The organism is Falsiruegeria litorea R37, assembly GCF_900172225.1.
GTDB lineage: Bacteria > Pseudomonadota > Alphaproteobacteria > Rhodobacterales > Rhodobacteraceae > Falsiruegeria > Falsiruegeria litorea.
Genome location: NZ_FWFO01000001.1, coordinates 2,641,972 through 2,664,514, shown reverse-complemented (window position 1 = coordinate 2,664,514; position 22,543 = coordinate 2,641,972). Strand labels below are relative to the sequence as shown.

Below are 22,543 nucleotides of genomic sequence, written 5' to 3'. Positions count from 1 at the left end.
GCTGGGGCGATCCGGCCGTTTCAAACTGGCCGCCATCTGTCTCGCAGCAGGTGGCGGTATTTTTTTGCGCACGGGCAGAGGCACATAGCTGGGGGAGCTCCCGCCCGTCGTCGACGCCCCTTGCGGGACGCCTCCTTCCGTTGGGCCTGGCCTCGCTACGCTCGGCAGTTGGCGCGGGGTCGAGGCTGATGCCTGCAAAGCGAACCGGCTGCGCGAATTTGCCACGACGGTGGCCACAGACAGAACCGCGCCGAGCCAAAGGCGAGGCGCCCGGCCCAAGGCCGTTAGCGGTGCTGACGAAGTCAGGACCGTTCGGGCGCGGGAGCGCACCCGGTGCGCAAGGTGTGAACGGTTGCCAAAGGTGCGAGATCAGCCGCTGGGGATCTTGAGCGTCATGTTGCGGCCGCCTTTTTGGTACCGCAGCTCGCTGTCGCCGATGGCAACGACACGGCCACCGTCGACCCGATCACCCACTTTGACCTTCTTGTACCGTCCGCTTGGCAAACGCACCAGGGCGCGACGGTTGGCCGGGGTTCCATAGACCCCGATCAGGTTCACCCGCCGGAGGTTGATTGCGTTGTCCAGCGTGGCTTGACGCGCCACAGAAGCAGGTGAGGGGGCTTTGGGCTTTACAGTGCGGGGGGCAACCGTCCCCACATCCCCGGAATCCCGGCCCAAACCGGCGGTTGAGCCAAGGCTCGCGGTGCGACGGGTTGCCTTTGCCGCCAGATCCTGAGGCCGCAACTTGGGACGAGGTCCACGAACAATTGCCAGCGCTGTAGGTGTTTGATCTTCTTCGGCTTCCTGTTTTTCAGTGAACGGGCGCAGCTTGGGACGTATGCCTGCCAGCTCCTCCAGGCTGCGACCGCCGAGTTGTCCACGCTCGGCCTGTTCTATCAGGTTTCCGGGACGAAGACGCGGACGCAAACCTGCCAATCTCTCTTGTGCCTCATCCGTTTCGGGGGCGGTTTCGAACCGAACAGGTACGGCGGGTGGCACTCTGGACGGGCGGCCCTGGAACACCATGATGCCATCGGGATTAAGGGTGCCTTCGGGCGTGGGGGTCACAAGCCCCTGGTCGTTCAGAGCAAACGCGGTTCCTGCCGCAGCGGGCGAGGCCGGCAGATCAACCCCCAGATCGGTCTGATATGAGATCGGAGTGGGCAACGCCACAGCGTCTTGAGAAAGGTCCGTTCGGTCGATCGACGCAACATAGAGGTCGTCGAGATCAATGATCGACGGGGTAAAGGGTTCTTCGGGTGCGAGATCCCAGATGCCGGTCGCTGCATAACGGGTTTCCGGGTTGGTCCCCTCGATAGGGTCAATGTCGGCTATGCTGTCTTCTGGTGCAACGTCTGCTTCGTCTTCTGGCGTGACGGTTTCCACTGTTTCCGGTTCAACCCGCAAGGCGTCCAGGACGGCGCTGTCCGTTTCGGTCAGGTCCTGATCTGAAGGCAGCGAAGCAAGCTCTTCCTCTTGCTGGGTATCGTTGGTCAGATTTGCCGTCGGCGGCGGTGTTGCAATTGTCGGGTCGGGTTGTGCAGGCGCGGTGCCTGGTGATTGAGGCTGAACCGGGTCGAGCGGCGCAGGAACTGGTGCCGGCGTCAATTCTCGTGGCGTGTCGCGGTCGTCAAACAGGCCAATGCCCGAGAACAGACCAGCCCAGGTCGCGACGGCGGCCAGCATAAGAACCAGCGCGACCGTCAACATCAGGCCCAGATACTTGGGCTTGCCGCCAACGCCCCCATCGCGGGCGCCAAAGATGGTCATGCGGTCTTTTTCGGTTTCTGCCTGTTGCCCGGGCAGGCGTGGTGCCGCAAAGCCCGCCACAGGTTCAACTTCGGCCACGGCGATGGCTGTGGGCTCATGCACGATTGGCTCGGGCGCAATTGGCTCGGGCGCGGCGGGGGGCGGTGGGGACACCGCAGGGGCCGGTGCGGTTGCGGGGGCCGGAGCCGAGCGTTTGCTGGCAAAGGCCACCACTTCGGGTTCGGGGGCCGGTTTAGGTTCGGGTGTTGAGACCGGTTTGGGCGCAGCAGGGGCGGGGGCTTTGCCACGTCTGCTCGCAAAACCGATAGAGGGCGGTTGCGGGGCAGGTTCCGGCGGAACCTCTGCTGCCTCCTCGGGCTTGGGTTTCGGCGTTTCGGTCTTTGGTTCTGGTGCCTCGATCTGCGACGTCTCTGAAACAGGGGGCGCGGCCGATTCTTGGGCTGGCGTGGGCTCCGGGGCTGGTTCCACCGGTGGCAATTCGGCGGGGCCAATGACCACAACGGCGATCCCATCGGGTTCAACTGCATCAGCCCCGGTCAGGTCGTGCGCCGCCTTTGTGGGACCAAAGTAAGGCTCGCCCAGGAAATCGTTTTCGCCAGGCACAGCGACAAAGCTGACGGGGCCAAAGCCATTGCCTGCGGCAAAATCCTCAGCCTCTTGCAGGGTTTCGCGGGCAACTATGGCAATATGGGTCAGATGCCCGTCAGGTGATGTGTCATAGACCAGTTCACCCAGCCCGTAGGGCGTCGCCTCGGCCACGGCGCTTTCGATAATCGAGGTGCGCGTTTCACCTTCGAATGAGCCAGTGTTGACGGTCAGGTAACGGATTTGGTCGTTAGGCAGGATAAGCTTTGTATCGACACCTTCGGGGGACAACAACAAGGCCTTGTCGCGCAGAGCGGCCAGGTCCTTCAGGAAGGTTTCATCATTGATGTCGACATCCCCAACCAGACGCCAACCTCCGGCTGCGCGATGCAGCAGAGAAATCCCCTCAAACGACAAAGAAAGCGCAAATGTGGGTTTCATATTGCGGCCGTACCATCCCAGTTAACGTTCGGGCGTCGCGCCACCCGGTCTTCGCCGGTGACAGGATGCGATGAAATATCCGCACATGAACACCCGCGCGACGACCTTAAAGCAGACATCCGCCGAGGGAAAGAAAAACACAAATCTTCCCCCTTGTTGGGCAGAGTGCCGCACCCGATCTAGAACCTAAACCAACAGGAGAAGTTCATTGAAGACACTTGTTTTTCTCGTGACCGCCCTCATGCTAACTGCCGCAACGCTGGTGCGAGCCGAAGAGCAGCCCCGCACGATCCAGGTTTCTGGACAAGCGCAGGTGCAAGCCGTGCCGGATCAAGCACTGATCAATCTTGGGGTTACAAATGAGGCCACCACTGCGGCTGAGGCGATGGACGCGACCTCGCAAGCGCTGGCGGCGGTGATCGAACGGCTCAAGGCGCAGGGCATCGAGGCGCGGGATATCCAGACCCAGCAGCTCTCGTTGCACCCGATCTGGTCGCAAAAGATCGACAAGGCAACTGGTCAGAACCGCAATCATGTCACGGGGTATTCTGCCTCGAACATCCTGGCTGTTCGGGTTGTGGATCTGGATAAGCTCGGTGTGATCCTTGGCGAAGTTGTGGGCAATGGGGCGAATGAGTTCCAGGGGCTGAGCTTTTCCGTGCAGGACCCCAAACCGTTGATTGATCAGGCGCGAACGGCCGCGGTCAAGGATGCCATGGATCGCGCAGCGCAGCTGGCGGACTCGGCGGGGATCAAGCTGGGCAATGTCATGACTATTTCTGAAAACAGCGTACAGCCCTATGCACGCGGGGCCAACGCTCGCTTTGCAGCTATGGAATCCGCTCCGGTGCCAATTGAGGCCGGTGAAATCAGCTATCAATCCAGTGTGTCGATGGTCTTTGCTATCGGCGAATGATCACGGTGATCGTGAGCCAGGAGTTCAAAGCTTGGCGGTGTCGATTTTTTTGAAAGAAATCGGTTCGGAAACTTTCAAAGTTTCCGGGCGAGGCGGAGAGGGCCGGGCCAAAAGATAAGCGCCCCAACAGGTGATCTGTTGAGGCGCTTGATACTTCCTAGGTTGGCTCAGCCGCAGGCCGCTGCGAGCGCCTTGTCCAGATCCGCGATCAGGTCATCGGCGTCTTCGATGCCGATGGAGACACGCACTACTCCGGGACCAGCACCAGCGGCCTCTTGCTGCTCGGGCGTCAGCTGACGGTGCGTGGTCGAGGCCGAGTGGATGATCAGCGAGCGCGCATCGCCCAGGTTGGCCACATGGCTAAAGATCTCAAGCGAGTTCACCAGCTTGACACAGGCGTCATAGCCGCCTTTGACCGCAAAGGTGAACAGACCACCTGCGCCGTGCGGGTAATGCTTCTTGGCGCGATCGTGGTAGGGCGATGAGGGCAGACCCGCGTAGGTGACATAGTCGACGCGGTCGTCCTTCTCGAGCCAGGCCGCAACCTTTTCGGCGTTCTCGACGTGGCGCTGCATGCGCAGCGAGAGGGTCTCGATCCCCATCAGCGTGTAATGTGCGGCTTGCGGGTTCATGGTCATGCCCAGGTCGCGCAGGCCGATGGCAATGCCGTGGAAGGTATAGGCCAGACCGCCGAATGTCTCATGGAACCGCAGCCCGTGATAGGCAGGCTCGGGCGCGCTGAGCGAGGGGAACTTGTCGCTGGCGGACCAGTCGAATGTGCCGCTGTCCACAACGCAACCGCCGGTGACGGTGCCATTGCCGGTCAGGTATTTGGTGGTCGAATGCACCACCAGAGTGGCACCCTGTTCGATCGGGCGGCACAGGTAGGGCGTGGCCGAGGTGTTGTCGATGATCAGCGGAACGCCTGCAGCGTCGGCCACATCGGCAATTGATCGGATGTCGGTCACATAGCCGCCCGGGTTGGCGATGGATTCACCAAAGACCGCCCGCGTGTCCTCGTCGATGGCATCGGCCACGGCCTTGGGATCGTCGAAGTCCACAAATTTGGCCGACCAGCCGAAACGTTTGATGGTCTGGCTGAACTGGGTGACAGTGCCGCCATACAGACGGGTCGAGGCGACGACATTGCGGCCCGGCTCCATCAGTGGGAACAACGCCATGATCTGGGCCGCGTGACCGGACGAGCAGCAGACCGCGCCGACACCGCCCTCGAGCGTGGCAACGCGTTCTTGCAGAACAGCCACGGTCGGGTTGGTCAGACGCGAGTAGATATAGCCCACCTCTTGCAAGTTAAACAGCGCGGCGGCGTGGTCGGCATCGCGGAACACATAGGCGGTGGTCTGATAGATCGGTGTCTGGCGGGCACCAGTTGCCGGATCGGGACGTGCACCTGCGTGAATCTGCAGCGTGTCAAAGCCGTAGGTCGGGCCGTCGGTCATGGTCAAAGTCTCCCTGGTTCAAATTCTTGGCACCAGAGTTAGAGGACAGATGCCCAATGCACAACCGTTCACGCGGCGCGGTTGATCCGGGCGATGATCTCGCTCAGCCGCGACCAGCTTTGCAGCGCCATGGGCACGCTGACCGCGCCGTTGACGAAGTCCCAACTGTAGGTGACGATCGAGAACATTGTTCCGGCAGAGGCCGCCATGACCAACGCCGCGTACCCTAGGTTAAAGATGATCACGGCCAACAGGACAAAGAAGATCACGCCGTAAACCAGCGCCTCGGTGTCCGACAGGTTCACGGTGAATTTTCGCAGCGCCATCAGATGGGCGCGAAACGCCCCCCGGTCGCGGCGTTCCAGCAGTTTGACCTCTTTCTCGGACTGTGTGTTCAGCGCCCGATTCAAGCGATAAAACCGTTTGTGAAACAGGCCATAGATCAACAGCATCAACGCCCCAGCCCCAAGGGCGGTGGCGGCCAGAACCCAGTCGAACACCCACAGGACAATCACAGCAATCACCAGTTGCAGCACCGCCATCATGATGTCGGGCAACTCCTGTTCCAGGAAATCCACCAGCTCGCGCGCCATATGTACGCGGGCGCTCAGCGAGGAAATTGGCAGCGCGGCATTGCGATCGGCCAGCTCGGCCCCAAGCGCCACGCGGATCGTGCCGTAGGCGCGTGTGTCATAGACCCGGCGCCCTGTGGCGGCCAATAGCAGTGCCATCAGGATCCCACACAGCAGGTAGAGAGAGGAAAAGTCGCGCTGCATCAACCCGTCGATGGCAAACCCGATGAACAACGGGATCAGCGTCATCAGCCCCGCTTCCAGCACCACCAAGGCCCAGGTCAGGCCGATCTTCCATCGAAAGACACGCAGAAGGGTGGCGAGCGAAAGCTCTTGGCTACCAATCATGACAGTTTACCTCCGGGTTCGGTGCGACATAAGGGCCGCCGCCTCCGGGTGCAAGCTTTAGCGCATCCACCAGCCGTTTGATTTGATCCGGTTGCGGATCGCCTGTTCCTTGCGGGGCAGGTTGTTCTGATCAAAGAGCGCGCGCACCTTTTGGCCCTTGCTCTGGTAGATCATCTTTTTCATCGGCTCGTAATTCTTGAGCACTTTCTTGAGTTTGTTTGGCGCCGCGACGTTTTCCAACACGTCGATCACATAGTCGCTTTCGCGCGCGTAGAGCAGCGGGAAATTTCGGTAGTGACAGCTGACCGTGCCATCCAGCATACCGGGCGGCAGCGTCCGGCGCCCGCCCCGGAACGAATGAATCACCAAGGGTAGAGCCACCTGATCCAACCAGGGATCAAGGCTCTGACAGATCAGCTCGGCCGGGGGATCGCGGTCGATGCTTGTCGCGTACTCCAGGAACCGCTGGCCGAATTTGTGGGGGCAGGAGTAATAAAAATAGCCTGCGTTGAAGTAGAGGTAACGTTCCCAGTATTCATCCGGCTGGCTCTTGTCCAATGAGCTTTCGAAATTCAGTCCGAACCGATCATAAAGTGATTTCCAGATATCGGTGTATCCCGGACCATAAAGCGTGGGTTCGGGCCATGTCCCCTCGCGCCGCATCGAGGCCGATGGACGGTCAAAGTTGAATGGCACGGTGCTGATGTCGCCAGTGATCAGCGTGTCGGTGTCGAAAAACACAAACGGCTCACCTTTGGGGAGGGCGCTCAGGGCCTCGATCTTGTTGCCGTGGGGGTAGGATTCGCCAAAGACCCTGTTCGAAAACGGCACCACCTCGGCATCCAGATCGTGCAGGGCCCGCAGCACGTCGTGGTTGCGAATGCTGGGATCGCCTGACCAGCGCTTGCCCGGCTGCGGGGTCGCCACAAACAATCGCCCCTGAAAACCGGGTGAAGAATACCTGAGCGAGGCCGCAAACAGCACGGCCTCATATTGAAGCCTGTTGTTCTGCCCAACGATCACGATGTTAAACAATTGGCGCGACGCCTGTTTTTTTGCCATACTACCTGAAAGCCGCGATTGAATTTTGAAAGTGGCACCTGCTTTTGCAGGCACTATAGAGCGCGTTGGCCAATCACAAAAGGCCGGAATTTCGCTTATTGATTTCTACGAAGTTGGTTCAACACCAGGTGGTCGAAATGATAGAAATCTTGTTGTTCCTGGCTGCGGCCGCTGCCCAGTCTAGCACCGGCCAGGGGGTGGCCGATAGCCAATCCGCCGAAGCCCCGCCCGCCTTTCTTGCACCTGAAAACAAGCACGAAGCGGAACCTCAGGTGCCAACGGGCAAGTTCACCACAGCAGTCGAAATCAAACCGATCCTTGGCGCCACGCGCGGCAACTGGATCGGGGTGCGCGAATACGACGGGCAGGATCTGCTTTATGTCACACATCTGTGGTCGTGGCGCTGCGGCTTGGTCGAGCTCCGGATCGGGATCAACGGCGCCACGCCCGACGTCTGGCCGTTGCCCACCTGCCACGAGGATCAGCCTGCGCCGAATGCGATCCTGGAACAGGACGGATTGCCTTATGGGGTTTTTGCCCTTGGTTCGGTCCAGACAATTGATGTTGAACTGACCTATGATGACCTGACCACGGAAAGCGCTAGCTTTGAAAGGCAGGCCGTTAAGATTCCGTGAACACTCTCGCGGGACAATTGAATCAAGACCAAAGGAAGACCGACAGACCAAGACCCCAATCCACGCTGCCAATCGAAAGGATTGCCGATGTCAAAACCTCAAGAGACCGCCTTCAACCCCCTGGGGAAAAGGCATATTCGAAGCCTGGCGGTCGGTTTGTTATGCGGGTTGCCGGTGCTCGCGCAGGCGCAGGACAGCTGGGAATGGCGAATCGCGCCCTATTTGTGGGGCACGTCCCTGTCCGGGCCGGTGGCGACGGTTCCCGGGGTGCCTCCGGTAGATGTGGACGCAAGTTTCAGCGACATTTTGGACAATCTCGACTTTGCCGGGATGGTGGTCTTGCAGGCCCGCAATGGGCGGTGGGGGTTTTCCGGCGACGTCCAATACGTGAAATTGAGTGCCGGGAGTGGATCTCTGGCGCCGACATTTGGGCAAGCCAACGCGAAAATCCGAAACACAATTGTGTCGCTCTATGCAGATTACCAGCTGGGGCAAGGCCTGGAGCATGAGTTGTGGGTTTCGGGCGGATTTCGGCATTGGTCGGTTTCAACCGATCTGTCGTTGACGGCAGGTACGTCCCCGGCGCGCACGGCCAATGGGTCTGACAGTTGGATAGACCCTGTGATTGGCATTTACGGGCGCCGTGACATAGGAGAGCGAACCTACGTGTCCGGTTGGGCCTATGTTGGTGGATTTGGGGCCGGGTCGGACCATATGGTCGATCTGTTTGGTGGGCTTGGGTATCAGTTTACTCCGACCACGTCAGGCGTTTTGGGCTATCGCTATATGTCAGTTGACCGTACCAACGGCAGTTTCCTGTATGACGTCGAACAGCAAGGGCCGTTGATGGGGGTCGTCTTCAACTTCTGACCCCCACCCATGCTTAGATCAACGCGGTGCTAAGGATTGGGAAATAGCTCAGCAAGACCAGAACCACAGTAACCGCCAGCAGGAATGGCCAGAGCGCTGAAAAGATGGTGAACGGGCGTACACCGGACATGGCCGATGCGATGTAAAGGCCTACGCCAACCGGTGGGGTCAGCAGGCCAAGCACCAGGTTCAGGCTGATCACGACCCCGAACTGAAACGGGTCGATGTTGTAAGTGTTCATCGCAATCGGCAGCAGGATCGGCGTGATCAGGATCAGCGCCGCGATGCCATCGATCAGCATGCCCACAAACAGCAGGCACAGGTTCACGATCAGCAGAAAAGTGAACGGGTCCGACGTCACCGTCGAGATGAAGGCCGCGAGTTTCTGCGGCAGTTCCTCATAGACCACGACCCAGCCAAACACGTTTGCAGCGGCGATCATGAAGATCACCAGCGACGAGTTGGTGGCGGTGCGCACAAACAGCTGACCCAGATCCCGCGGCGTGATCTCTCGGTAGAACAACCAGCCCACAGCAAAAGCGATGAGCGAGGCGACAGCGGCAGATTCCGTAGGCGTGGCGATGCCAAACAGGATGCCGCCCACGATGGCGATCGGGATCAGAAAGGCGGGCAGGGCATTGCGCAGCGCAACTGTGGCTTCGCGCAGGGTCATCCATTCACCTTTCGGGAAATCCTTGGCCAGGCCAATCAGGGCCACCACGACAAAGAATGTGCCCGCCAGGATCAGCCCCGGAATGATGCCCGCGATGAACAGATCGCCAATCGGCAATTGCGCCAGCACACCATAGATCACAAACAGCATCGACGGGGGGATCACGGGCGCCAGCAGGCCCCCGGCGGCCGTGGTCGCAGCCGAAAAGCCGGGGTCATAACCCTCTTTCGTCATGGCAGGCACCATGGCGCGGCTCATCACCGCGATCTGGCTGGCGGCTGAGCCGATGATGGCAGCCATGAACATATTGGCGAGCAGGTTGATATAGGCCAACCCGCCCCGGAACCCGCCCACAAAGACACGCGCGGCGTGGACCAGGCGTTGGGTCATGCCGCCTTCGTTCATCAACTCGCCGGTCAGTATGAACAGCGGGATCGCCAGCAGGCCATAGTTTTCAACACCGGAAAAGATCTGCTGTGCATAGCTGTCATAAAGCACCAGATTGCCGCTGTCGTAGATGTACCAAAGCGCGGTCAGCGCCAGCACCAGCGCGATGGGAACCGAGCCAAAGAGCAGAACAAGGAAGAGAAGAGGGGTCATCTACACGGCCTCCACTTGTGATGTTTTGCCGGGGTGAGCCAAGTTGGCGCCCGAATGCAGCAGCGCGCCAAGCGTAAAGAGCGGCATCACCAGCCAGATCCAGACCTTTTTTAGCCCGATGGTGTTGGTGGGTTCGGCATAGATGAAATTGAACGTCTGGCCCTGAAACGCTTTGACGTCCCAGCCGGCCTCCATCAGTTGCAGGGGCATGAACCAGCGCAGGCAGATCCAGACCATCAGGCAGGCAAAGACAAATATGGTCAGATCGACAAAGCGGTTGATCCAATGACGGCCCGAGGCAGGCAGCATTTCGTTCAGGATCGTGACCGAGATGGCCGAGCGGAAATGGATCGCAGCAGAGGCCGCCAAGAAGGTCATCCAGACCATGGCGTAAATCGCCGCCTCATCGACCCAATAGATCGCGTTGCCGGATGCGCGGGTGATGACGTTGAGAAGGATGAGCCCGGTGACCGATGCGGCCAAAGCTGCCGCAAAGAAAATCTCGACCCGTGCCCAGAAGTGGGAAGCCCGATAGAGCATGTGCCTGCCTTTGGTATTGAGTGCAAACGGGCCGGTGCATGACCGGCCCGCGCGTGTTTGTCAGAGCTTACTTGGTCGCGTCTGCGGTCTTGCGCAGATCGGGCAGGGACGGTGCCTTGGCGGCCCAGATCTCTTCCCATTTGCCCATGACGTCGCCAAAGTATTCCGCGTCAACGGTGTGCACGGTGATGCCCACGGTGTTCAGCTTTTCGGTCCAGGCGGGCGACTTTTCGATGTAAGCGTCCAGAGTGGTGTCCACGTGCTTGGCCATGAGCTCGGACACCATCGCCTTGTCTTCGTCGCTCATGCCAGCATAGACGCGCGCCGAGATCAGGCCGACCATCGGGAACATCATGTGGTTCGAGATCAGCAGCGTATCGGCGTGCTCATAGTACTTCAGCACGTTGATCAGCTCGACGTCCATGTCGATGGCGTCCACCTGACCGTTGGCCAACGCGTCATAAACCGCAGGCAGCGGCATCGGCGTGGGGGCCGAGCCCAGCAGGTTGTAGAAATCCAGGATCGGGTCGAACGGCGTGATCCGCAGTTTGACACCGGACAGATCAGCGGCCGAGTTCACTTCGCCCCGGCTGAGGATCTGGCGCATGCCCGCGCTGCCATAGCCCACGCCCACGACGCCTGCCTCTTGCGGCAGCACCTCGAGCATGCCCTTGGCCGTGTCCGAGCGCAGGATGGCGGCGGCGTGGGTCATGTCGTTGGCCAGGTAAGGGGCATAGAACGCACCCATGTTCGGCACCCGGTTTGACACTTCGGCCACGGTCATGAACGCCATGTCCAGCGCGCCGGTTTGCAGCTGCTGCAGCATCTGCGCTTCGTTGCCCAGCTGACGGGCGGGGAAGACGGTGACGCTGTGTTCGCCGCCTGACTTTTCGGCCAGTTCGGCGCCAAAGGCTTCGGCGGCTTTGGTCCAGACATGCGGCGGGGGCGTGATCAGGCCCAGCTTGAATTCCTTGGCAGTGGCGGGCAGCGCGGCCAGCACAAGGGCCGCTGCGGCGGCGCCTTTGGTCAGGCCCTTTAGGCTGATGGTCATGTTCTCTCTCTCCCTGATAGAATCATTGTTTTTTGCGAGTTTAAGCGCGGATCACAGTGTGACCCAACCCTCTGGGGGTTCCTTCCCTGGATGAACCTCTCCGCAGCTTTTGCAGGTGCGCGCTTTTTCATCGGCATAGAACGCCTGATAGACGGGGGGCAGATCTCGGACGATGCTTTCCAGGATCAGCTCGGACCGATGCACCAGATCACCACAGTTGAAACAGTACCATTCGATGGCGTCATGCTCGCCCTCGGGGCGTTTGGGCTCGATCACCAAACCGATCGAGCCCTCTTGCGGCCGCTGAGGGGAATGGCGGACATGGGCGGGCAATAGGAAAATCTCGCCTTCGCGGATCGGGACATCATAGAATTCGCCCCCCTCATAGAGCTTGAGCACCATGTCGCCCTTGAGTTGATAGAAAAACTCTTCGACCGGATCGTCGTGATAATCGGTGCGCTTGTTTGGCCCGCCCACAACGGTCACCATCAGGTCCGCGTCCTCCCAGACCTGTTGATTGCCCACGGGCGGTTTCAGCAGATGTTTATGCTCGTCGATCCATTTCTGGAAATTAAAGGCGCTCAGGCGTGCCATGGTTCATTATCCTCCCAATTTTGCCGGGCTGGCCATGTCAGCAGGGTCGGGCAACCGGGGGCGTTGCGACAAGGGAATTGTCCGAATGTTGATATCAAAAACATGGATACCTGTTTCCCCTGGCATAACTCAGCCCGATAATTGGGCGGTGTGAGTGAGTGGTGGACTTAAGTGCTTCATGCTTGAAAGTTTAGGTTTAAAGTATATGGCTGAGTCAAGAAAATTTCTGAGATTTCGTCTGTCGGTGCTTGTTCAGTACTTTCGTTCCGACGGGTAGTGGTCTGAAATTTCTGGTCTTTCACCTGTGGAAGCCGGTCGCGAATAGAGGCCTGTTGCCTTGCTGTTCTAAAGACTGCACCTTCACGACATGGTGATATAGGTTTGTCAGGGCTGCTCAAAGGCCCACATCCCTCACCGGATATCGCCTAAGGAGAGCCCCATGCGGATCAATGCCGACTTCACCAAGCGCGTCGCCGTTCACTTTGATGAAACCGAGTGGGTGCAATCCCCCGCCGCTGGGGTCGAGCGCAAAATGCTGGACCGGATCGGCGAAGAGGTGGCGCGCGCCACAACCATCGTGCGCTTTGCACCGGGCAGCGCCTTTGCCGCGCACACCCATGACGGGGGCGAGGAATATTTGGTGCTGGATGGTGTGTTTCAGGACGAGCTGGGTGATTTTCCAACCGGCATGTATGTCCGCAATCCGCCGACGTCCTCGCACACACCGGCGACCGAACCAGGGGCGACGATCCTGGTCAAGCTGCACCAGTTCGATCCCGACGATCGGACCGAAGTGCGCCAGCCCATTGCCGGAGAGGGGCGGGTCGATCTGCACCGAGACGCGGTGGAGGAAGTGCGCGTGGAACGGTGGGCGGCCGGTGAGGCGGTTCAGGTGGATGCCGATGGTGGGTTGGAGGTTTTTGTACTGTCCGGCAGCTACGCTGAAGGCGGTGAGACCTTTGGCAAATGGGATTGGCTGCGCGTGCCGCCCAAAGGGGCGTTTCAGGCGGCCGCGGGCCCGGATGGCGCCGAGGTTTGGGTGAAATCCGGCCACCTGAGCCAGATGATCTGACCTCTCACGTTTCTCAAATCTGATGAAATTTTCAGCAAAACCGGGCCTTTGGTCCGGTTTTTTCAATTTTTTGACCCTTTGATAAATTTTACCAATTGATAAAAAATTCAGATGTGGCAGTCTGGAGGCAAGAACAACATATCTCAGGGAGAGAGTGATGGCACAGGGCCAGACAGCACCCGGTATCGTTTCCGGGCGGCTATCCAGCGAAGACATTGCCGCCAACTTTGACGACCTCCACCCGGCCTATGCGCCGCACGAGGCCGCGGTTGCCGCAGATCGTTGCTATTTCTGTTATGACGCGCCGTGCGTGACGGCCTGTCCCACGGACATCGACATTCCGCTGTTCATCCGCCAGATCCAGACCGGACACGCGCAGGCGGCGGCAAAGACCATTCTGGACCAGAACATTCTGGGCGGCATGTGTGCACGGGTTTGTCCGACCGAGACACTGTGTGAAGAAGCCTGCGTGCGTGAAACTGCCGAGGGCAAGCCGGTCGAAATTGGCCGACTGCAGCGTTACGCCACCGACACCGTGATGGCGGCGGGCGTGCATCCGTTCGAACGCGCGGCATCCACTGGCAAGACCGTGGCGGTTGTGGGGGCAGGGCCTGCGGGCCTGGCCTGCGCGCACCGTCTGGCCATGCTGGGCCATGACGTGGTGATCCACGAGGCACGCGAGAAGGCCGGCGGCCTGAACGAATTCGGCATCGCCGCCTACAAGAGCACCGAAAACTACGCCGAGGCCGAGGTCGACTGGCTGCTGAAAATCGGCGGCATTACCATCGAGAACGGCTCGGCCCTGGGCCAAGGCGTGACGCTGGGTGGTCTGCAAGAGGCATATGACGCCGTGTTCCTGTCCATCGGTCTGGGTGGGGTGAACGCCCTGCGAGCCGAGGGCGAAGACAAGGACGGCGTGCGCGACGCCGTGGATTTCATTGCCGATCTGCGTCAAGCCGACGCCCTGTCCGCGCTGCCAGTGGGCCGCAATGTGGTCGTTATCGGTGGCGGTATGACGGCCGTTGACGCCGCCGTGCAATCCAAACTGCTCGGCGCTGAAAATGTCACCATTGCCTACCGCCGGGGCCGCGAGGCCATGGGCGCCAGCCGGTTCGAGCAGGATCTGGCGGCATCCAAGGGCGTGAAGCTGATGTTCAACGTCCAGCCGGTCGCCGTGCATGGCAACGGGGCTGCGACAGAGATCGAGTTGGAGTATACTTCGTCCGCAGGCGGTGAGTTGACCGGAACGGGTGAAACTACGCGACTGGCTGCGGATCAGGTGTTCAAGGCCATTGGTCAGACGCTTGAGGGCGCACCGAGTGTGCTGGCGCTGGACGGTCGCAAGATCGCCGTGACCGACGCAGGCCGAACTTCGGTCGACGGTGTCTGGGCCGGGGGCGACTGTGCCGCTGGTGGCGACGACCTGACCGTGACAGCCGTGGCCGAGGGTCGCGACGCCGCGATGGACATCCACAAGGCAATGATGGGGTAAGATACGCGGGCAGCCACCAAAAGGAGACACCCGATGACGGATCGAACCAATAAGCCGGACGAGAAAATCGTTTCGCACTATGGCGGTGCGGAGCTGTTTCGCAAGATTGTCGACACACTTGAGGCCAGTGGCGTCAAGCTCGGCGAGATTTCGGAACAGCACCTCAAGTCGATTGACGAGTTTCACATCGGCGGCGAAGAGGCGACGATTTCCTTGCTCGATCAACTTGGGTTGAAAGACGGGGTCAAAGTTCTGGATGTTGGCGCGGGTATCGGCGGGCCTGCCCGTCTTATGACGGCGCGGTATGGTGCGGATGTCACGGGGTTGGACCTGACCCCCGATTTCATCGAAACGGCAAAGCAACTGACCGGGCTTCTGAGCCTGCCGACGCAGTTCAAGGTCGGAAGCGCCCTGGACCTCCCCTTTGATGACAACAGTTTCGACGTCGCCACCTTGTTGCACGTCGGGATGAATCTGCCGGACAAGGACCGCCTTTTTGACGAGGTTTGGCGGGTCCTGAAACCACAGGGGCGCTTTGCCGTCTATGACGTGATGCGTTTTGGGGCGGCTCCGGCTTTTCCTTTGCCCTGGGCCAGTGATCCGGCGGCGTCGTTCCTGGCCTCGCCTGACGTCTATCTCGACGCGGCTGACAAGGCTGGTTTCGAGTTGGAGGCGCGCCGGGATCGGGGGGAGGTCGCCAAAGAGTTCTTTGCCGCCTTGCGAGAAAAGATCAAGGCGTCTGGCCCCCCGGTTTTGGGGTTGCCCATGTTGATGGGGATGGATGCTGCGGACAAGGTGGCGAACATGACAAATGCAGTCGGCGCGGGCGATATCGCCCCGGTCGAGATGATATTCAAAAAGCGCGACTAGCGCGCAGGGAGACGCAAATGGCTGATCTGAAAACAAACTTCCTAGGCATCGAAAGCCCCAACCCCTTCTGGCTGGCCTCAGCGCCGCCCACCGACAAGGAATACAACGTCCGCCGCGCGTTCGAGGCCGGATGGGGCGGTGTGGTCTGGAAAACGCTGGGGGCAGAAGGGCCGCCGGTGGTGAACGTGAACGGCCCGCGCTACGGCGCGATCTGGGGCGCGGACCGTCGGCTGCTGGGGCTCAACAACATCGAGTTGATCACCGACCGACCGTTGGAGGTCAACCTGGAAGAGATCACGCGGGTCAAGAAGGACTACCCCGACCGCGCCATCATCGTCTCGCTGATGGTGCCGTGCGAAGAAGCGGCGTGGAAAGCGATCCTCCCGCGGGTGGCCGAAACCGGAGCCGATGGCATCGAGCTCAACTTCGGCTGCCCGCACGGGATGGCCGAACGGGGTATGGGCTCGGCCGTGGGCCAGGTGCCGGAATACATCGAAATGGTCACCCGCTGGTGCAAGGAGAACTATGACAAGCCGGTGATCGTCAAGCTGACGCCCAACATCACCGACGTACGTTTCCCGGCGCGCGCAGCCAAGGCGGGCGGCGCGGACGCGGTGAGCCTGATCAACACCATCAATTCGATTGTTTCGGTGGATCTGGACCAGATGGCACCTGAGCCGATTATCGGCGACAAGGGCACCCACGGCGGATACTGCGGCCCGGCGGTCAAGCCGATTGCCATGAACATGGTGGCCGAGATTGCCCGCTGTCCGCAGACCCATGGCCTGCCGATCTCGGCCATTGGTGGCATCACCACCTGGCGCGACGCGGCTGAGTTCATGGCGCTCGGTGCCGGCAACGTGCAGGTCTGCACCGCGGCGATGACCTATGGCTTCAAGATCGTCGAAGAAATGATCTCGGGCCTGTCGCAGTGGATGGATGAAAAGGGGTACACTTCGACCGAGGATTTCATTGGCATGGCCGTGCCCAATGTCACCGACTGGCAGTATCTGAACCTGAACTCGATCTCGAAGGCCAAGATCGACCAGGACGCCTGCATCAAATGCGGTCGCTGCTATGCGGCTTGCGAAGACACCTCGCACCAGGCCATCGCCATGAGCGAAGATCGCACATTCACCGTCAAGGACGACGAATGCGTGGCCTGCAACCTGTGCGTCAACGTCTGCCCGGTTGAAAACTGTATCTCGATGGTCGAACTGCAGCCCGGCGAGTTGGACGAGCGTACCGGCGAAACCGTGAGCGCGGAATACGCCAACTGGACCACGCATCCCAATAACCCGTCGGCGCAAGCAGCCGAGTGAGGGACGCCTTCGGCGACCGTATTTGGAACGAGAAGAAACAGGGGCAGTGCGATGAAGCGCTGCCCTTTGTTTTGGGGTGTACCTTCTAAGTGTATTGGTCTGCTAAGTGGGACAAAGCCCCATTTCGCTGCGGATGCGCGAAGGTCAGCTAAGCCTTGATTTCCAAATTTGCCGCCTCGCTTCGTCTCGACTTTCGTATTCTGCAACCGCTGCATCCAATTCATCAGGCGCAAGAGCGGTCTCACCTTTTGCATTCCGTGTGATCTGCATCGTGTACCATGCGGTCACACCGCCTTCAGGCGGGTTCTTGAAGCGTGGAAATTGCGGTTCGGTCCTCTGTCCGGCTAACCAAAAGGACGGCAGTTCTGGATCAACCACGAGCGCGCGAGCTAACCCAATAAGATCGGCCTTGCCATCGAGAATGGCGCTTTCGGCTTGAGCGCGTGTTTTGAATCCGCCAGTGACCATCAAAGGTATGTCGGTCTTTTTGCGAGCGCTACCTGCGAATTCTAAAAAATAGGGGCCGGAGCCTGCCCGATCAGACGAGGATGCTGCACCGGGGAAGTATGTACCACCGCTGATGTCGATAAGGTCTATTGCTGTCTTGTCGACTGCTGAAATCACCTCAAGTGCCTCGTCTTCGGCAAAACCGCCTTCAAGCTGATCGGTGGCATTCAATTTGATACCCACCGGATATTTGGGGCCTACAGCTTCTCGAACAGCTTCGATCACTTCGAGAAGCAGCCGCATCCGGTTTTGCAGAGAACTACCATAGGCGTCCTCTCGTTTGTTGAACAAAGGCGATAAAAACTGACTAAGCAGAAATCCATGCGCCGCGTGTAACTCCACGCCACCAAATCCAAGTTCCTTTGCAAGGCTGGCGGAGCGGGCAAATTCGGCTGGCAGCGCATGTATCTCGTCCAATGACAACGCGCCGCAAGTCAGGCCGGGCAAGTCCAGCGCGCTCGGTCCTTTTGGCGTGCTGATCGGGGCATCCGCCATCGCACCCGCGTGTCCAAGTTGGAGCCATAGCTGCGCGTTGTCGGTTGCACCTGCTTTTGCGAGGCGCTCAAGCAAGCCGCTGTCGGATTGGTCATTCAAAATGAGGTTGCCGGGCTTCTCTGCAAAGTTGGGTGTACCTTGAACCTCGCCGATTATGGACAACGCCAGACCGCCCTCAGCCCACCGTTCGTAAAGATTGACTTGATCGTTCGTTGGGTTGCCAGCGCCGTCGCCAAGAGAGTCCGACATCGCTGACTTCGCGATCCGGTTCTTTAACGTAGCGCCGCATGGCAGTGTCAGCGTTTGGGCAAGTGGTGAAGTTTGCATTTTGGACATTAAGCCTCGTTATTCCTTTGTCGTATTACGTCAAAGCGGCCGTTGGTGCAAAGCGCAGCATGAAGTAATTTGGGCTCAGAGTTGACCAACACGACAATCAGGCACAACCTTGTTTTATGGGGTAAGCAGGCGCAGGTAGAGCGTTTCGAGGAACGGATCGGCGCCGTCGAAGGGGTCTTCATCGCCCAGGATCGCGCGAACCTGCACGTCGAAATCGGCATAGTGTTGTGTCAGCGACCAGACCGAAAACAGCAGGTGGTACGGGTGGACGCGGGCGATTTTCCCGTCTGCCATCCAGCGTTCCAGCAGCTTGGTTTTCTCGTCCACCAGCGTTTTCAGATCGTGGTTCAGCGCGTCGTGAATGCGGGGCGCGCCTTGCACGATTTCGTTGGCAAACAGGCGGCTTTCGCGCGGGAAATCCCGGCTCATCTGCAGTTTGCGGCGGACATAGGCCATGATCTCGGTCAGCGGCTCGCCGTCTTCGTCCATTTCGCGCAACGGATCCAGCCAGGTGTCCATCAGCTGCGCCAAAAGCGCGTTGTGCATGTCCACCTTGGAGGGGAAATAATAGAGCAGATTTGGCTTGGACAGCCCGGCCTCGCTTGCGATCTGATCGACCGTTGCACCCCGGAATCCATTGGCCGAAAACACGTTCAACGCCGCTTCAAGGATCGCGGCACGGTTCTTTTTCTGGATCCGTGTCGGGGTGCGGTCCTTTGGCATGGGGCGATTGTCCTTTGTTGGCTGCGCGATTGCCGAGCAGAGTGCATTTTTTGCCAGCATTTTTGCGGGCATGTGCCGCAATTTCTTGACTGGTGTCAAACCCGTGATAGCGTGAGTTTGACCGTTTGGTCAAATCACATACCAAGAGCGAGCCAATCGCAAGCAAGCAACAGGGGATGAGACATGGCAGCGCCTGCCGCGAATATGAAGATCAACGGCGAACGCCTGTGGGACAGTCTGATGGAGATGTCCAAGATCGGCCCGGGCGTCGCAGGTGGCAACAATCGTCAGACCCTGACCGATGAAGACGGCGAAGGCCGCGCCCTGTTCCAAAGCTGGTGCGAGGCGGCGGGCTGTTCGATGGGCCTGGATCAGATGGGCAACATGTTTGCCCGGCGCGAAGGGACGGACCCGGATGCGCTGCCGGTCTACGTGGGCTCTCACCTGGATACGCAGCCGACGGGCGGCAAGTATGATGGCGTTTTGGGGGTGCTTGGTGGTTTGGAAATTCTGCGCACGCTTAATGACTTGGGCATCAAGACCAAACATCCCATCGTGGTGACGAACTTCACCAATGAAGAGGGGACGCGCTATGCCCCGGCGATGCTGTCGTCCGGCGTCTTTGCGGGAATTCACACGCAGGATTGGGCGTACGACCGCGAGGATGCCGAGGGCAAGAAGTTTGGCGATGAGCTCAAGCGTATTGGCTGGCGCGGTGACGAAGAGGTCGGCGCGCGCAAGATGCATGCCTTCTTTGAACTGCATATCGAACAGGGCCCGATCCTGGAGGCTGAGGGCAAGGACATTGGTGTTGTCACTCACGGTCAGGGCCTGAGTTGGACGCAAGTCACGATCGAGGGCAAGGATTCGCACACCGGATCAACGCCGATGCCGATGCGCAAGAACGCCGGGCTTGGGATGGCGCGGGTGCTGGAAAAGGTGGATGAAATCGCCTGGTCCCATGCACCGCATGCGGTTGGGGCGGCGGGCCATATCGATGTCTACCCGAACTCGCGCAACGTGATTCCGGGCAAGGTGGTGTTCACCGTCGATTTCCGCTCGCCCGAGTTGAGCGTGATCGAGGACATGGAGGCGCGCCTGAGGGTCGAGGGTCAGACGATCGCCGACGATATGGGCCTGAGCATCGCATTCGAAAAGGTGGGCGGGTTCGATCCGGTGACCTTTGACGAGGGCTGTGTCACGGCTGTGCGGAACGCGGCCGAGCGGCTGGGACATACGCATCTGGATATCATCTCGGGCGCGGGCCACGACGCCTGCTGGATCAACCGGGTCGCGCCAACCGCGATGGTCATGTGCCCCTGCGTCGATGGGCTGAGCCACAACGAGGCCGAAGAGATCAGCCCCCAATGGGCGGCTGCGGGCGCGGATGTGCTGTTCCACGCGGTGGTGGAAACCGCTGAAATCGTGAAGTGATTCAACACGACCTCTCCATCCCCGATCGGATAAGCGATCTGATTGCGATGGAAATGGCCGAGTTCGATGTGAGCTCGGCCAGTAAGACGGGCGTGGGGGCGGCAACGCTGGCTGCGTTTGAACGCGCCACTTGTCCGCCAACCCGGGTCGAGGTGCAATTCAGCGGCGGCGTCATGCAGACGTGTTGGGCGGTGACGCGGTCCAATGGGGATTACCGGGTCATCTACCTGCCGCTGGCGGGATATTTTTCGCTTTGTGTCGAGAGCTGCTTCGGCCCGCTCGACATCGGCGTACATGGAAGTGCGATCGGCTGCTTCAGCTCGGTCTGACAAGAAAAACAGGGAGTTATCGCTATGAGTACAGTCATCAAGAACGGCACGGTCGTCACGGCTGACCTGTCTTACAAGGCGGATGTGTTGGTTGAGGGCGGCCAAATCATCGAGATCGGCATGGGGCTGAGCGGTGACGAGGAGCTGGACGCCACCGGATGTTACGTGATGCCGGGCGGAATTGATCCGCATGTGCATCTGGAGATGCCGTTTATGGGCACATACTCCAGCGATGATTTCGAAAGCGGTACGCGGGCTGGGCTTGCCGGTGGCACCACGATGGTGGTGGACTTCTGCCTGCCCAACCAGGGCGAAAGCCTGCTGGATGCGATCAAACGCTGGGACAACAAATCGACCCGCGCGAACTGCGACTACTCTTTCCACATGGCGGTGACCTGGTGGGGCGAGCAGGTGTTCAACGACATGAAAACCGTGATCGAACAGCGCGGCATCAACACGTTCAAGCACTTCCTGGCTTACAAGGGCGCGCTGATGGTGAACGATGACGAGCTGTTCTCGTCCTTCAACCGTCTGGCCGAACTGGGCGGCATCGCCATGGTCCACGCCGAAAACGGCGATGTGGTGGCCGAGATGACCGCCAAGCTGCTGGCCGAGGGCAACACCGGTCCCGAGGGGCACGCCTATTCCCGGCCCAGCCAGGTTGAGGGCGAGGCCACCAACCGCGCCATCATGATTGCCGATATGGCAGGCGTGCCGCTTTATGTGGTGCACACCTCGTGCGAAGAGGCGCATGAGGCGATCCGCCGGGCACGGATGCAAGGCAAGCGCGTCTGGGGTGAGCCGCTGATTCAGCACCTGACCTTGGATGAGCGCGAGTATTTCCATGAGGATTGGGACCATGCGGCCCGCCGAGTGATGAGCCCGCCGTTCCGCGATGCGCGCCACCAAGAAAGCCTGTGGGCCGGTCTGCAGGGCGGGTCGCTGTCGGTTGTAGCAACCGATCACTGCGCCTTTACCACCGAACAAAAACGCTATGGCGTGGGTGACTTTTCAAAGATCCCCAACGGCACCGGGGGCCTTGAGGACCGGATGCCGATGCTGTGGACCCATGGGGTCGAGACCGGTCGTCTGACGCCGAACGAGTTTGTCGCCGTCACCTCGACCAACATTGCCAAGATCCTGAACTGCTATCCCAAGAAGGGCGCGGTTCTGGTTGGGGCGGATGCAGATCTGGTTGTCTGGGATCCGAACAAAACAAAGACAATTCAGGCATCTACACAGCAAAGCTCAATCGACTACAACGTGTTCGAAGGCAAAGAGGTCAAGGGCTTGCCGCGCTTTACTCTGACCCGTGGACAGGTTGCCGTGTACGATGGAGAAATCCGCACCCAAGAGGGCCATGGCAAGTTTGTCGAGCGTGAGGCCAATACGCCCGTGAACCGCGCGCTCAGCAGCTGGAAAGAATTGACGTCGCCGCGTCCGGTCGAACGTACGGGCATTCCGGCGACCGGGGTGTAAGGTGCGGCTGCTTCGATGCACGGCAATTCTGCTTGCGTGGTTGCCCGTGTGGGCGGCAGCCGCGCAAGACGGGCTGGTCACCTTTGGCAACGTTCAGGGGTGTGACGTGCATATGAAGCGCAACACGACGGATGAGGGAACACAAATGGCCTTGCTCGATGCGGGCAAGTTGATGTTTTACGAAGTGGCCTGTGACGTTGTTTCTGTTGGCAAGCAAAATGGCCGTGTCGCCAGCCTGACAGGACGATGTGTTGGCTATGAAGAAGTGTATGAATTCACATGGAACTTCCGGTCGAACGGGCAGGGTGGATTTGTGCTTGCGACTCCGGACGGGAGTTATTCGACAGTGCTCAAGGCCTGTCGGTGA

Annotated in this window: 21 protein-coding genes; 11 read left to right on the top strand and 10 right to left on the bottom strand. The window is 59.7% G+C overall.

Annotation, left to right across the window (positions count from 1 at the left end; genetic code table 11):
• Nucleotides 1-369: 369 nt before the first annotated feature.
• Nucleotides 370-2,796: a hypothetical protein gene (locus TRL7639_RS12935; RefSeq protein ID WP_085796052.1), complete on the bottom strand. Its 2,427-nt coding sequence runs from the start codon at nt 2,794-2,796 to the stop codon at nt 370-372.
• 208 nt (nt 2,797-3,004) lie between these two features.
• On the opposite strand from TRL7639_RS12935, the gene TRL7639_RS12930 reads away from it, so the two are divergent.
• Nucleotides 3,005-3,712 (top strand): SIMPL domain-containing protein, encoded by a 708-nt coding sequence (locus tag TRL7639_RS12930; RefSeq protein ID WP_235820317.1) that lies wholly within the window; start codon nt 3,005-3,007, stop codon nt 3,710-3,712.
• A 167-nt stretch (nt 3,713-3,879) separates the two neighbouring features.
• Here TRL7639_RS12930 and TRL7639_RS12925 read toward each other — a convergent pair whose 3' ends face one another.
• The 3 genes from TRL7639_RS12925 to TRL7639_RS12915 form a co-directional block, all read right to left on the bottom strand.
• Entirely contained in the window at nt 3,880-5,172 is a 1,293-nt protein-coding gene (locus TRL7639_RS12925) for an O-acetylhomoserine aminocarboxypropyltransferase/cysteine synthase family protein (protein WP_085796051.1), read from the bottom strand.
• Nucleotides 5,173-5,240: 68 nt separating this feature from the next.
• The gene (locus TRL7639_RS12920; protein ID WP_085796050.1) at nt 5,241-6,092 is read right to left on the bottom strand and encodes an ABC transporter six-transmembrane domain-containing protein; all 852 of its coding nucleotides are present in this window, start codon (nt 6,090-6,092) and stop codon (nt 5,241-5,243) included.
• Between the two features lie 57 nt (nt 6,093-6,149).
• The gene (locus TRL7639_RS12915) at nt 6,150-7,154 is read right to left on the bottom strand and encodes a GT-B fold glycosyltransferase domain-containing protein (protein ID WP_085796049.1); all 1,005 of its coding nucleotides are present in this window, start codon (nt 7,152-7,154) and stop codon (nt 6,150-6,152) included.
• Nucleotides 7,155-7,291: 137 nt separating this feature from the next.
• Here TRL7639_RS12915 and TRL7639_RS12910 point away from each other — a divergent pair, with 137 nt between their 5' ends.
• Nucleotides 7,292-7,789 carry a hypothetical protein gene (locus tag TRL7639_RS12910; RefSeq protein WP_085796048.1) on the top strand — a complete coding sequence of 166 codons (498 nt, stop codon included), beginning with the start codon at nt 7,292-7,294 and terminating at the stop codon, nt 7,787-7,789.
• Between the two features lie 87 nt (nt 7,790-7,876).
• The gene (locus tag TRL7639_RS12905; protein ID WP_085796047.1) at nt 7,877-8,659 is read left to right on the top strand and encodes a porin family protein; all 783 of its coding nucleotides are present in this window, start codon (nt 7,877-7,879) and stop codon (nt 8,657-8,659) included.
• A gap of 13 nt (nt 8,660-8,672) precedes the next feature.
• Here the strand turns inward: TRL7639_RS12905 and TRL7639_RS12900 are convergent, their stop codons facing one another.
• From TRL7639_RS12900 to TRL7639_RS12885, 4 genes are all read right to left on the bottom strand, one after another.
• A complete protein-coding gene (locus tag TRL7639_RS12900) occupies nt 8,673-9,932 on the bottom strand; it encodes a TRAP transporter large permease (RefSeq protein ID WP_085796046.1) in 1,260 nt (419 codons plus the stop codon).
• On the bottom strand, nt 9,933-10,472 hold the full coding sequence (locus TRL7639_RS12895) for a TRAP transporter small permease (RefSeq protein ID WP_085796045.1): 540 nt from the start codon (nt 10,470-10,472) through the stop codon (nt 9,933-9,935).
• Nucleotides 10,473-10,539: 67 nt separating this feature from the next.
• Entirely contained in the window at nt 10,540-11,523 is a 984-nt protein-coding gene (locus TRL7639_RS12890) for a TRAP transporter substrate-binding protein (protein ID WP_085796044.1), read from the bottom strand.
• A 51-nt stretch (nt 11,524-11,574) separates the two neighbouring features.
• On the bottom strand, nt 11,575-12,117 hold the full coding sequence (locus TRL7639_RS12885; RefSeq protein ID WP_085796043.1) for a 3-hydroxyanthranilate 3,4-dioxygenase: 543 nt from the start codon (nt 12,115-12,117) through the stop codon (nt 11,575-11,577).
• Between the two features lie 439 nt (nt 12,118-12,556).
• On the opposite strand from TRL7639_RS12885, the gene TRL7639_RS12880 reads away from it, so the two are divergent.
• The 4 genes from TRL7639_RS12880 to preA all read left to right on the top strand — a co-directional run bounded on the left by TRL7639_RS12880 (nt 12,557) and on the right by preA (nt 16,873).
• Nucleotides 12,557-13,189 carry a cupin domain-containing protein gene (locus TRL7639_RS12880; protein WP_085796042.1) on the top strand — a complete coding sequence of 211 codons (633 nt, stop codon included), beginning with the start codon at nt 12,557-12,559 and terminating at the stop codon, nt 13,187-13,189.
• Nucleotides 13,190-13,346: 157 nt separating this feature from the next.
• Complete coding sequence (locus TRL7639_RS12875) at nt 13,347-14,681, top strand: NAD(P)-dependent oxidoreductase (protein WP_085796041.1); 1,335 nt, start codon at nt 13,347-13,349, stop codon at nt 14,679-14,681.
• Between the two features lie 33 nt (nt 14,682-14,714).
• Complete coding sequence (locus tag TRL7639_RS12870) at nt 14,715-15,551, top strand: class I SAM-dependent methyltransferase (RefSeq protein WP_085796040.1); 837 nt, start codon at nt 14,715-14,717, stop codon at nt 15,549-15,551.
• 17 nt (nt 15,552-15,568) lie between these two features.
• The gene (gene preA / locus TRL7639_RS12865; RefSeq protein WP_085796039.1) at nt 15,569-16,873 is read left to right on the top strand and encodes an NAD-dependent dihydropyrimidine dehydrogenase subunit PreA; all 1,305 of its coding nucleotides are present in this window, start codon (nt 15,569-15,571) and stop codon (nt 16,871-16,873) included.
• Between the two features lie 144 nt (nt 16,874-17,017).
• On the opposite strand, the gene TRL7639_RS12860 is transcribed toward preA, so the two are convergent.
• Complete coding sequence (locus tag TRL7639_RS12860) at nt 17,018-18,211, bottom strand: NADH:flavin oxidoreductase/NADH oxidase family protein (RefSeq protein ID WP_085796038.1); 1,194 nt, start codon at nt 18,209-18,211, stop codon at nt 17,018-17,020.
• Between the two features lie 114 nt (nt 18,212-18,325).
• The gene (locus TRL7639_RS12855; RefSeq protein ID WP_085796418.1) at nt 18,326-18,934 is read right to left on the bottom strand and encodes a TetR family transcriptional regulator C-terminal domain-containing protein; all 609 of its coding nucleotides are present in this window, start codon (nt 18,932-18,934) and stop codon (nt 18,326-18,328) included.
• A gap of 183 nt (nt 18,935-19,117) precedes the next feature.
• Here TRL7639_RS12855 and TRL7639_RS12850 point away from each other — a divergent pair, with 183 nt between their 5' ends.
• Genes TRL7639_RS12850 through TRL7639_RS12835 form a run of 4 tightly spaced genes read left to right on the top strand, consistent with a single transcriptional unit; the run spans nt 19,118 to nt 22,543 of the window.
• The gene (locus TRL7639_RS12850) at nt 19,118-20,368 is read left to right on the top strand and encodes a Zn-dependent hydrolase (protein WP_085796037.1); all 1,251 of its coding nucleotides are present in this window, start codon (nt 19,118-19,120) and stop codon (nt 20,366-20,368) included.
• Complete coding sequence (locus TRL7639_RS12845) at nt 20,365-20,697, top strand: hypothetical protein (RefSeq protein WP_085796036.1); 333 nt, start codon at nt 20,365-20,367, stop codon at nt 20,695-20,697. The genes TRL7639_RS12850 and TRL7639_RS12845 overlap by 4 nt, the downstream gene beginning before the upstream one ends.
• Nucleotides 20,698-20,721: 24 nt before the next feature.
• Entirely contained in the window at nt 20,722-22,176 is a 1,455-nt protein-coding gene (hydA, locus tag TRL7639_RS12840; protein WP_085796035.1) for a dihydropyrimidinase, read from the top strand.
• Nucleotide 22,177: 1 nt separating this feature from the next.
• Nucleotides 22,178-22,543: a hypothetical protein gene (locus TRL7639_RS12835; protein WP_085796034.1), complete on the top strand. Its 366-nt coding sequence runs from the start codon at nt 22,178-22,180 to the stop codon at nt 22,541-22,543.